The sequence below is a fragment of the Epilithonimonas sp. JDS genome, assembly GCF_021261315.1.
Lineage (GTDB): Bacteria > Bacteroidota > Bacteroidia > Flavobacteriales > Weeksellaceae > Epilithonimonas.
Genome location: NZ_JAJSAX010000001.1, coordinates 45,064 through 57,170 on the forward strand (window position 1 = coordinate 45,064; position 12,107 = coordinate 57,170).

Annotated in this window: 9 protein-coding genes; 2 read left to right on the top strand and 7 right to left on the bottom strand. The window is 38.7% G+C overall.

Features of this window, described 5'->3' with window-relative positions; all coding sequences use genetic code 11:
• Window positions 1–112: 112 nt before the first annotated feature.
• The 7 genes from LUD75_RS00245 to dnaG all read right to left on the bottom strand — a co-directional run bounded on the left by LUD75_RS00245 (window position 113) and on the right by dnaG (window position 7,785).
• Window positions 113–1,063, bottom strand: coding sequence for an electron transfer flavoprotein subunit alpha/FixB family protein (locus LUD75_RS00245; protein ID WP_232703728.1), 951 nt, complete (start codon window positions 1,061–1,063; stop codon window positions 113–115).
• 96 nt (window positions 1,064–1,159) lie between these two features.
• A complete protein-coding gene (locus LUD75_RS00250) occupies window positions 1,160–1,906 on the bottom strand; it encodes an electron transfer flavoprotein subunit beta/FixA family protein (protein ID WP_232703729.1) in 747 nt (248 codons plus the stop codon).
• Between the two features lie 222 nt (window positions 1,907–2,128).
• Complete coding sequence (locus tag LUD75_RS00255; RefSeq protein WP_232703730.1) at window positions 2,129–2,830, bottom strand: SDR family oxidoreductase; 702 nt, start codon at window positions 2,828–2,830, stop codon at window positions 2,129–2,131.
• Window positions 2,831–2,885: 55 nt separating this feature from the next.
• Window positions 2,886–4,268, bottom strand: a complete 1,383-nt coding sequence (locus LUD75_RS00260; RefSeq protein WP_232703731.1) for a dipeptidase — start codon at window positions 4,266–4,268, stop codon at window positions 2,886–2,888.
• 144 nt (window positions 4,269–4,412) lie between these two features.
• Window positions 4,413–4,673 carry a hypothetical protein gene (locus tag LUD75_RS00265; RefSeq protein WP_232703732.1) on the bottom strand — a complete coding sequence of 87 codons (261 nt, stop codon included), beginning with the start codon at window positions 4,671–4,673 and terminating at the stop codon, window positions 4,413–4,415.
• A gap of 433 nt (window positions 4,674–5,106) precedes the next feature.
• On the bottom strand, window positions 5,107–5,784 hold the full coding sequence (clpP, locus tag LUD75_RS00270; RefSeq protein WP_034964710.1) for an ATP-dependent Clp endopeptidase proteolytic subunit ClpP: 678 nt from the start codon (window positions 5,782–5,784) through the stop codon (window positions 5,107–5,109).
• A 75-nt stretch (window positions 5,785–5,859) separates the two neighbouring features.
• Entirely contained in the window at window positions 5,860–7,785 is a 1,926-nt protein-coding gene (gene dnaG / locus LUD75_RS00275; protein ID WP_232703733.1) for a DNA primase, read from the bottom strand.
• A 229-nt stretch (window positions 7,786–8,014) separates the two neighbouring features.
• Here dnaG and LUD75_RS00280 point away from each other — a divergent pair, with 229 nt between their 5' ends.
• Window positions 8,015–8,680 carry a hypothetical protein gene (locus tag LUD75_RS00280; RefSeq protein ID WP_232703734.1) on the top strand — a complete coding sequence of 222 codons (666 nt, stop codon included), beginning with the start codon at window positions 8,015–8,017 and terminating at the stop codon, window positions 8,678–8,680.
• A 70-nt stretch (window positions 8,681–8,750) separates the two neighbouring features.
• Window positions 8,751–12,107: a thrombospondin type 3 repeat-containing protein gene (locus LUD75_RS00285; protein ID WP_232703735.1), complete on the top strand. Its 3,357-nt coding sequence runs from the start codon at window positions 8,751–8,753 to the stop codon at window positions 12,105–12,107.

Here is a 12,107-nt window from a genome sequence, read left to right on the forward strand (position 1 = left end):
ACGGAGGACGGAAAAAGCTGCCCATATAATTTTTAAAATGTATTTTGTAAAAGTAAAATGTATAAAAAAACCTGAGCCAATGACCCAGGTTTTGATTTTATTTTGAGGAATTTTAAGCTCCTTTTAAAGCCTTTATTTTCTCTGTCAATGCAGGAATAATCTGGAAAGCATCGCCTACAACGCCGTAATCCGCAGATTTGAAGAACGGTGCTTCCGCATCATTATTGATGACAACAATGGTTTTGGAACTGTTGACACCCGCCAAATGCTGAATCGCGCCGGAAATTCCAACCGCCACATATAGATTTGGAGAAATTGCTTTTCCAGTTTGTCCAACGTGCTCTGTGTGAGGTCTCCAACCGATATCGGAAACCGGTTTGGAACAAGCAGTTGCTGCTCCTAAAACGTTTGCCAAATCTTCGATCATTCCCCAGTTTTCAGGACCTTTCATACCTCTACCAGCGGAAACTACAACTTCTGCTTCTTTAAGATCCAATTTTCCGGAAGATTGTTCGTGGTTAATAACCTTAGTATCTTCATTTGCGATGCTTAATTCCTTCACTTCTTCTGAACCGGAAGCTGCATTTTCTTTAACGCCGTAAGCATTTTGAGAAACCGTTACGATAACACCAGCTGCATCAGCTTTTGCGTGCATAAAACCTTTTCCTGAGAACGCTCTTCTTTTAACCTGAAAAGGTGAAGTGCTTTCCGGAACGTCGATCGCATTGGTAATTAAAGAATAGTTTTTCTGAATTGCCAACATTGGCGCCACTGAAGATGCATCTGTTGTGTGAGGGAAAACAATCACGTTGCCGTCGAAAACTTCATTCACTGCCTGTGCAAAAGCTTTTGAACTGAAATTTTTCAGACCTACATCTTTTACATTAATGACTTTGTCTGCGCCATATTTGTAAAGTAAATCTGAAGAATCTGTAGGATTGATAGAAATCGCAGTCACTGAATCTCCAGTTTTTGATGCAATTGCTTTTGCATAAGAAACGGCTTCAAATGCTGCTTTTTTATAAATTCCGTTTATATTTTCTGCGTATACGAATACTGCCATAATTTTAATTTTTAGGTTGTAGGATTTAGTTGTGAGGAATTAGATTAAAAAGTAAAACTTAGCTATTACCTTTTACCTAAGACCTATCATCTTAATTTAGATCACTTTTGCTTCTTCGTGAAGTAATCTTACCAATTCGTCCAGGTTATCTGCAGAAACCAGTTTCACGGCTGCTCTTGGTGCAACGCTGTCGAAAGAAACTGCTTCAACTTTCACTTCGGAATTTGAAGGTTCTACAACAACCAATGCTTTTGTTCTTGCAGACATAATCCCTCTCATATTCGGGATGATCAGATCTTTTTCGTCAACCAAACCTTTTTGTCCTGCGACAACAGCCGGTAATTTTACAGAAATAGTTTCTTTTCCACCTTCGATTTCTCTGACAGCTGTAGCTTCAGAACCATTAACTTCCAATCCAACTGATGCGTTTACAAAAGGAAAATTAAGCAATTGCGCTACCATTCCCGGAACCGCACCACCATTGTAATCGATGGATTCTTTTCCCATCAAGATTAATTCGTAACCGCCGTCCTGAGCAACTTTTGCGATTTCTTTAGCTACTGAAAAACTGTCTTTTGCTTCAGTATTGACTCTGATAGCATCATTTGCTCCGATTGCCAAAGCTTTTCTGATTACCGCTTCTGTTCCTGCATCTCCAACGTTCACAACTGTTACGGTTGCGCCTTGAGATTCCTGTAATTTTATAGCTTTTGTTAAAGCAAATTCGTCCAAAGGATTGATGACCCACTGGATTCCATTTTTGTCGAATGCAGATTTGTCTGCTGTAAAGTTAATTTTACTTGTAGTGTCCGGGACACTACTGATACAAACTAATATTTTCATCGTATTATTGATATATTTTGTTATATGAATTTGGCTAATTTATATAAAAAATGCTATGCATGCATAATTTATTGTTATTTAATAAATAGGATTCGTTAAGCCTTTATTAATCGGGTATTTAGAATGTTTACAAATAATAAAGCCGATGAACACTGGCAATTTTGCTAAAAATCGTCTACATTTTTAATAACTTAAACAAAACAAATTTCCATTTTAAATAAATTATTTCTTAACCTGACTTGCTCGGAATTCTATTTTACTTGGCAAAACCCTCGGATTCATATTCAGCATATCTAGGACTAGATTTCCCATATCTTCCGGCTGGATTTTCCATTCGTCTTTTTCTGAAGGGACATTTCCGTTGAAATAAGTAGCAACAGAACCCGGCATTATCGTAGAAACTTTGATGTTATATTTTCTAAGATCGATCATCGCTGCTTGCGTGAAACCCACAACTCCAAACTTCGAAGCGTTGTAGCCAGCGCCATTTTCGAAGAAATTGGTTCCGGCAAGACTTGCGATTGTGATGTAATAACCTTCTGATTTTTTCAGTTCTTCAACCGAAGCTTTTAATGAATAAAAACAGCCTGTCAGATTGGTTTCCTGCATCGCGTTCCAGTCTTCGATACTCAATTCATCTACCGGTTTAAATACTCCTAAACCTGCATTGGCAATCACAACATCCAAACTTCCGAATCTATCTGTGATCTTGGAAACCGCATTTTCTTCATCGGCAAAATTCCGAACGTCTGATCTTACGCCGAAGATACTTTCTGAAATAACTTTAAGTTCTGAAACAGCTTTATCAACATCTTCCTGTTTTCTTCCACTAATTGCTACTTTGTGACCGTTTTTCAATAAAACCTCTGCGATCCCGAAACCGATTCCTTTGGTTCCACCTGTAATGTATATAACTTTTGACATAATTTTTTATTTTTAACATTAATAAAAAAGACAGCCGAAAACTGTCTTAAATTTTTTATCCTTTTGCGTAAAATTCAAAGAAATATGGGATACTTTCTATTCCTTTGTAATAGTTGTAAAGGCCATAGTGCTCATTTGGTGAATGGATTGCATCCGAGTCCAAACCGAATCCCATTAGTACAGATTTCGCGCCAAGAACCTTTTCGAACAAAGATGTAATTGGAATACTTCCACCACTTCTATATGGTAAAACCTCTTTCCCAAAGGCTTTTTCCATCGCTTTCTTTGCGGCTTGGAATTCTTTGGTATTGCTTTCTAAGACGTAAGGCATTCCGCCGTGGTGAGGCGTTACTTTTACTTTCACACTTTTTGGTGCAATCTTTTCGAAGTATTTTGTAAACTTTTCTGTAATTTCTTCAGGTGTTTGATTAGGAACCAATCTCATTGAAATTTTAGCAAAAGCTTTGGAAGCAATCACAGTTTTGGCGCCTTCTCCAGTGTAACCGCCCCAAATTCCGTTGACATCCAAAGTTGGTCTGATTGAAGCTCTTTCCAAAGTCGTGTAACCTTCCTCTCCTTGAATATCGTTAAGACCAATCGATTTTTTGTAACCTTCCTGATCGTCTTTCAGTTTGTTCATTTCTGCTCTGTCTTCATCGGAAACAATCAAAACATTGTCATAAAAACCGTCGATTGTGACGTGTCCTTTGTCATCAATCAAATCGCCGATCAGTTTCGATAAAACATTGATAGGATTCGGAACTGCACCGCCATAAAGCCCGGAATGCAGATCGCGGTTTGGACCTTCTACCTCAACTTCCACATAGCTCAAACCTCTTAAACCTGTTGTAACCGTCGGTTGTTCATTAGAATAAATATGCGTGTCGGAAATCAAGATGACATCACAACTCAATTTTTCTTTGTTATCTTCAAGGAAGTCTGCCAGACTAGCAGAACCGACTTCTTCTTCGCCTTCTATCAAAAATTTGACATTGCAAGGTAGAGAATCCGTCTTCATCATCGCTTCAAACGCTTTGACGTGCATAAAGAATTGACCTTTGTCATCGGCAGAACCTCTTGCGAAAATCGCTCCTTCCGGATGAAGTTCGGTTGTTTTCACAACTGGTTCGAATGGATCGCTTGTCCATAACTCCAATGGATCGGCTGGCTGAACATCATAATGTCCGTAAACCAAAACTGTTGGCAAGTTTGCGTCGATAATCTTCTCTCCGAAAACGATTGGGTAACCTTTGGTTTCAAGGATTTCTACGTTGTCTGCTCCGGCCACTTTCAGATGTCTTGCCACTTCGTCTGCACATTTCAGGACTTCTGATTTATAGGCTGGATCTGCGCTGATGGAAGCGATTCTGAGAATGTCGAAAAGTTCGTCTAGAAAACGTTGCTTGTTTTCGTTGATGTATGTTTGGGTTGTGCTCATTTGATAAATGATAAATGATGGTTGATAAATGATTAAAAAACTTTGTCAGGTATTTTGAAACTTTGACAAAGTAGGTTCGTAAAAATAAAAAATGTCCTGCAAACGCAAGACATTTTTTATTATAATATTTTTATAAAATTCCGATTAGTGTTCAGCTTTTGGTGCTTCTGTAGTTGCCGGAGCTGTTGCTTTGGATTCCATTGAGGCCGCTTTTGCTGTGTCTGCAATTTTATGTACAGCTTCTGCTGTATCTGCAGCTGGCTTGTAAGTTCCGTGTGGTGCATTTGGGTCATCATATCTTACAACCTCATCTGTTTTCACGATACGACCTTTGTTACCTCCAGCAGGAAGATCACAAGAAACAACTAGAATAGCGGAAGCCAACAATATCACTGATTTTTTCATATGTATATCTTTATTTTATAATAGGTCATATGCAATCGCCACCTTAAATAATTCTACTTTTTATTAAGTTTTGACGTGTGGCGATGTCATTCTTATAATTTTGATGTGTCAAAAGTAGTGAAATTGAGATTTTCTGCAAAATGTTTTTTTGTAAAATGTGCGCCGTATAATGTATTATATAATAAGTCTAATTAATTAGCCTCAAATTTTGTTATAAATCTGAAATCGAAGGACAAATGTTTCTACTTTGCGAAGCGCAGCCCGGCTTGAGCGGAAATCCTTTTTTGTGGCTGGAAAAGCGAGGGCAAAAAGATTGGGAGCGGAAGACGGAAATAGCTGCCCAAAAATTGTAATAAGTATGATGTATAAAGTAAAAGGTTTAAAAAAACCTGACTCATTAGAATCAGGTTTTGTGGTTTTAATAATTGATATATTAAGGTTTTCTCTCTAGAACTTCGTCTACCATTCCGTATTCTTTGGCTTCGGTAGAGGTCATCCAGTAATCTCTGTCTGAGGCTTTTTCTACCCATTCGTAAGTTTGTCCGGAGTGGTCGGAAATGATGTCATAAAGTTCTTTTTTCAACTTCAACATCTCTCTCAGGTTGATCTCCATATCGGAAGCTACACCTTGTGCGCCGCCACTTGGCTGGTGGATCATCACTCTTGAGTGTTTCAGTGCAGAACGTTTTCCTTTTTCTCCTGCTACCAAAAGTACTGCGCCCATTGATGCTGCGATTCCGGTACAAATAGTTGCTACGTTTGGCTTGATGATCTGCATTGTGTCATAGATTCCCAATCCTGCGTAAACACTTCCTCCAGGGGAATTGATGTAGATCTGAATATCTTTTGCCGAGTCAGAACTTTCCAGGAAAAGTAACTGCGCTGTCACGATGTTCGCAACCTGATCGTCGATGCCTGTTCCAAGGAAAATGATCCTGTCCATCATCAATCGGGAGAAAACGTCCATCTGTGCAACGTTCATTCTACGCTCCTCCATAATGTAAGGCGTAAGGTTGGTCGGATTAAACATTCCCATATATTGATCTGTTACCAGACCGTTGTTTCCCAAATGTTTTACTGAGAAATCTCTGAATTCTTTTTTAATGTCCATATTATCTGTGGTTGTTTTTAATAATCTTTTATTGAGTTTGCAATTTCTATTCCTTTGCTAAAGTAGGACTTTCTGTCACAAAATACGAAATAATTCTTTGTCTAAGTTGTTCTTTAATTGCGTCAGAAGGATTATTTGCTGATAGATCGGCGTTCCATCTTCCTCTGTATTAAGCGAATGTTTGAGGTCATTGATGATCTTCACCACATATTCTCTTTTATGTCTCAAAACGATATCTGAAACCATTTTCGGAACAACTTCTTCCTCGGAACTGAAATAGATATTATATTGATTCCAATTGCTGGTCTGATAATTATCGATAAGTGCATTGGCCAATTTGCCGGAAACTTCCTCGTCCATAAAATTGAAGAAGAATTTACCAGAACGCAACTCCTTTTTTTCGATTCCTTCTTTGATCTCGGAAATGATTTTTTGATTGATGTTGAGTTGAATTTCACATTCATCTTCTTCTAGATGATTGAGAATTTCTTCAATAACCGTGATTTGATATTCGTTGCCTTCGTGGTCTTTTCTGTTGAGAACAAGGTCGCCATATTTCAACATCAGATCCACCAACTTTTCCTCCAGCATCAAAAGTGGATTAATGGTTTCTGAAACTTCCTGAACGACTTCTAATTTCTGAGGCGCCTGTTTTTCCTGAAACGATGAAGGCTTTCTCTCCTGCTCGACAGAATTTTTATGGATTTGAAGTTCATTGAACAAACTTTGCTCGCTGAGACCAAATTTATTTGAAACTTCCTTCAGATAGACCTCACGCTTCAAATCGTTTTTTACAAAAGCCACCGACTTTACAATATCACGAATGGCTTCTGCTTTTTTGATAGGATCATCATTGGCTTCCTTGAGAAGAATCTCAGCCTTAAAATCGATGAAATCTTTCGCCTCTTTGTCGATGAAATTCTCAACGTAATCCTGCGGATGTTTTCTCGCAAAAGAATCTGGATCATCGCCGTCTGGGAAAAGCAAAACACGGATATTCATTCCTTCTGAAAGCAACATATCGATGCTTCGGAAACTCGCTTTGATTCCCGCATTATCACCGTCGAAGAGAATGGTTACGTTTTCGGTGAGGCGTTTTATTAGTTTAATTTGCTCCGTTGTCAAAGACGTTCCGGAACTCGCCACCACGTTTTCAATTCCAGATTGATGAAGCGAAACAACGTCCATATAACCTTCTACCAAAAGACAGAGATTCTTTCTGGAAATGGCTTGTTTTCCTTGATTTAAGCCATAAAGCACGTTTGATTTATGGTAAATCTCGGTTTCTGGAGAATTGAGATATTTTGCCGTTTTGACATTATTCTTGAGAATCCTCGCGCCAAACCCCAGAACTCTTCCTGAGAAACTGTGGATTGGAAAAACCACGCGATCACGGAACCTATCAATTCCAGAAGGTGTGTTTTCGGGAAATATGGAAAGTCCTGATTTTTCTAAGATTTCTTTGGAATAAGCTTTGTCTAAAGCAAATTCGGTGAAGGCATTTTTCTTTTCAGGAGAATAGCCGAGTTGGAATTTCTTGATGATATCATCCCGAAGTTCCCTTTCTTTAAAGTAAGAATAGGCGATCATCTGACCTTCTTCGGATTCCCAAAGCTGCGTTTGGAAAAAATCGTTGGCGATCTCGTGAATCTTGTACAGAATATCACGCTCGGTCTGCGCCTGGATTTGTTCTTCGGAATATTCTTTTACATCTTCCTTGATCTCGATCCCGTACTTTTTCGCTGCGTGGCGAAGTGCTTCCGGATAAGTGAAATTCTCGATTTCCATCAAGAAAGAAATCGCAGTTCCGCCCTTTCCAGTGGAGAAATCCTTCCAAATCTGCTTGCTTGGAGAAACAACAAAACTCGGCGACTTTTCCTCATGAAAAGGACTCAGACCCTTGAAGTTGGAGCCAGCTCTTTTCAGTTGAACATATTCGCCAATAATTTCTTCTACCCGAATGGTCGAAAAAATCTGATCTATGGTTTCTTTTGTAATCACGAGGTAAATTTAGAATATTAAATTAAAATGATCCAACTGACAGGCTTAAATAATTTTAATAAAAGAAATTCTCAAAACCATGAAATCAAATTCGAAATAAGGTTTTCATTTGCTTTAATATTAAGGCAATATAAACTCAAAATTACCTCATTGATAAACTCGATATTGATGATCTATTAAATTTACATTTTATGATTTTATAAACGATTATTTATATTATTTTTGCAAAATGGTAAAAGACATACAGTCTTTCAACGCACAGGTAGAGATTGAACCCGTTTTATTAATTAAAACACGGGCGCTTTTTTTTTCCCTGTGTCTTTTCATTACCAGTCTATTTTCTGCACAACAAGCGGACACTTCAAAAAACACGGCTCCAGAACCATTAATTTCGGTTGTAGGCGACGCTGTCATTTATTCTAAAGATCCGGCTTTTAATGCGCAGATGCGTAATAATAAAAATCTGCAATTAAACTCAAAAATAGAAGTTGCAGCCAACAGTGATTTGAAAATCAGTGCGAAGAGTACTGCAAAAAAAGCCAAACTAAACAATCCTTCTAAGAAGAAGAAAGAAAACATAGTAGTTGCTGCAAAAGAAGAGAAGGAAAAAAAATACAAATCGAATCTCCCCAAAAAAGAAGTAAAGATAAAAATAGACAGTAAAGATGTCTCTGCCGCTTTCTCATCTGGCTTTTCAACCTGCCAAGTTTCTTTTGTACCACCAAATAACGATTCTTCTTTATCAAAATTCGTTGTTGGACAGCATTTATTTCAGGAAAGAGCTTCTGTAAAATTCCCAACTAAAATTAATTATTATTATAAAAACAGAAATCTGAAACAGCAGATTTCGATTTATAAATTATCCGTAAGGCCTCCGCCAGCTATGATTTTATAAATCTGTTTTTCAAAATATTTTTATGATAGTTGATATCATAAGAATCACTTATTAATAATAATTATTTTTTATGAAAAAAATAAATTTACTTTATGTAATAACATTCCTGCTTTTGGGTAATGGAATGTTATTTTCTCAGGCCGCTGATCGATTGTATCTTTCAACAGCTAGTACAGGTAGAATCTATGACATTACGGCTTTATCTGCAACGCCAACAACTGCCATCGCTCTACCTACACCGCTTACGACTCCCAATTTTAGTGGAGCACCAACCAATGCGAGTAATCTCTCGGTTGGTTATGATGTGGTAGGTGGAAATCCTAATACAATTGTATTTCTTCAATCTAATAATACCACAAACGCCACTATCTATAAAAATGGTACTGCAATATCGACTACAATGCCGAATTTTCAAATTGGAGGTATTGCAACTAACAACGTTCCAGGACCATATTTTGGTAATGTGTACGGTTTCCAATCTGACACCAAGACGCTATACCCAATATTACCTACAGGAGGAGCCGCAATTAATATTACCAGTACGGATACCGATTGGAACAACGGAACTACTTTTGGAACGGATACTTTCTTTGATTACCAGAATAATATTTACATGTTTGTAAATAATGGAACAAACAGATATCTTTTCAAAATATCCATCGCAACCGGGGTTGCAGTGAAAGCTTTTCCTGTTGCAATCAGCGGAGATGCGAATCAAACCAATTTACCGACAACTCAGGGAATCCAGGGGATGGCTTACTTACAAGGGTATGTTTACATAGCGAGTGTACTCCAGGCAAATAACAATATCCAGATCCGTAGAATCAACATGTTTGACGGAACTTCTACCAGAGTTGCCACATACACAAGTGGATCTTATTCCAATCTGGACTTAGGGACCGTACCATATTACGTTCCGTTTCAGTTTACTTGTGGTGCAATTTCACAAACTTCTAATGTACCATTTGTTGCGGGCGTAGCCAGTGGAAATGCTACAGGAACCGGGACTAATCAGAAATTCATTACCATTCCTATTAGTAATGTCTATGAGGACGGAAATTATATCATTAATGTTACAGGGACAGATTTTACGAATCCATCATATTCTGCTGCGGTTACGAGAACGACCACTTCTATACAAGTCCCTTTAATTTATAATGGAACTGGTGCTGCCGGACTAAGAACGCTTACAGTCAACCTTAATGGAAGTTCTACAGCTTGTTCTGTGAATGTACTAGTCGATGGTGATACGGATAGTGATGGAATCGGAAATTCCCAGGATATGGATGATGACAATGATGGTATTCTCGACACAGTAGAAGATGCCTGCGAAACAGAGGGAACTCCTGTGTACAGCAATACCTTCACAACTGGAGCAAGAACGACAGATGCCAATGTACTTAATCATACTTATGCAGCAACCGGAAGTATTGCAGATGGCAGCTATGCAGTGATAACATCATCTGCGGCAACAGACACGTACAGTCAGACCGATCTTACAGGAGGTTTAGATGCGGGTAATCCTGTAATAACTGCAGGCTCTACAACCGGACGTTATCTTATGATCAATGTGGGTGCAAATCTATTGTACCAGCCCATTTACAGAGTTTCTGGTTTGACCGTAACACCGGGCACGAGATATCGTTTCAGGATCGATATGGCTGGATTGGCAAATGGTACCGCGGACATTCCTAACTTACAAATTACGATTAAAGACACGAATGGAAATGTACTTGCCTATTCAGGCTCACCAGGTTTGGGAATGGCAAATGATGATGTTTGGAGAAGATTATCTCTAAATTTTGTTGCCACAACACCAGGTGTCGTACTAGAAATTGTGAATTATCAAGCTAGTGGGACTGCAGGTAATGATATTGGAATTGATAACATTGTACTGGCACCACTTAATATATGTGATGCTGATGGAGATGGAATTCCAAACTCTCAGGATTTTGATTCTGATAATGACGGCTGTTTTGATGCAATTGAAGGTAGTGAAAACGTACTATCCAGCCAATTGAATGCTAATGGCAGTATCAATACAGCGACAACAGGTGGTTTAGGATCAACTGCGGGTGTTAATTTCGGAGTTCCAAATTTGGTAAATGCCGGCGGAGCTGCTGATACTGGAAACAATGTTGGACAAGGTATTGGAGTTTCACAAGATGCTATAAAGAATGATTGTCTTGATGCTGACAGCGATGGTATTCCTAACTGGCAAGATTTGGATTCTGACAATGATGGTATTCTGGATATTTTCGAATGTCCTGATGCTTTTGTAAGTGTAAACTACAGTTCTACCGATGGAACAGTTACTAATTTTTCTGCTCCTGCAGCTGATTTAGGATTTATCTTCGATGTTTATACATTGGATAATTCATTCAATTTAAATATCAATGGTGTAAACCTTGCTACCAGCAGATTGGAATTCCAACCGGACCAGGGTGATAATATCAGATTCTTGGACGGCGCAACATACGGAGGCGGAGTTGTTCCTCAAATTTACTCTATGACAGGAACTGCCGCTAATCCATTGGTAAGAATCATCATTCATAAAAATGGATCTGTAAACATTTATGGTAGTAAAACCGGAGGTGGACCATTGTTCCCACTTCAGCTTTATAATGGAAATGTTTTTAATAATATTACTTGGAATCAAAGTGGACCTAACTCAATTGTACTGACTCAGCTTGTTGTCGGACCAACCTATATAACAGGAAGAGGGCAAGGAATCAAGAATGGTAATTGTGATCCTGACGGCGATGGAATATCCAATCAATATGATGTAGACAGTGATGGTGATGGTTGTGCAGATGCTTTGGAAGGTTCCGAAGCTGTAAAAATTGATCAGATTCATTCTCTCAGCCTTCCTAATACTGATGCTAATTATGCTTACAGAGGTCAGATCAAAGTTTTAGCAAACGGTATTACAGCTGGTACACCTTCTCAGGTTGTGAGTAGAATTCCTGGTGCAAACGGTGTTCCGGAATTACTGAATTACTCTATTATGAATACTTCTGGAATTGCTGGCGTTGTTGATAATACCGATGGTACTTCTGATGTAGGCCAGGCCATTGGCGATTCTCAGGCTGCAGCGGTCAACTCTTGTCTGTGCTATAAACCAAGTATTACTGCGGGAACTGTACTTGACACAAACCAAGGTATCACCTCTCTGCAAAGAGCCGGAGCAGTTGGAAGCAACTGGCCAATGGTAAGAAAAGGTGCCTGGACGGCTCTTGAAGCTAAAACAAAAGGTTTCGTTCCAAACAGATTGACGACGGCTCAGATTACTGCTATTCCAGCAGCGAGTTTGATAGAAGGAATGATGGTTTACAACACGACATTAGACTGTCTTCAGATCAATACTGACGGTACAGCAGCCGGATGGAAATGTTTCACCACCCAAACTTGTACTGATGTTAACTAA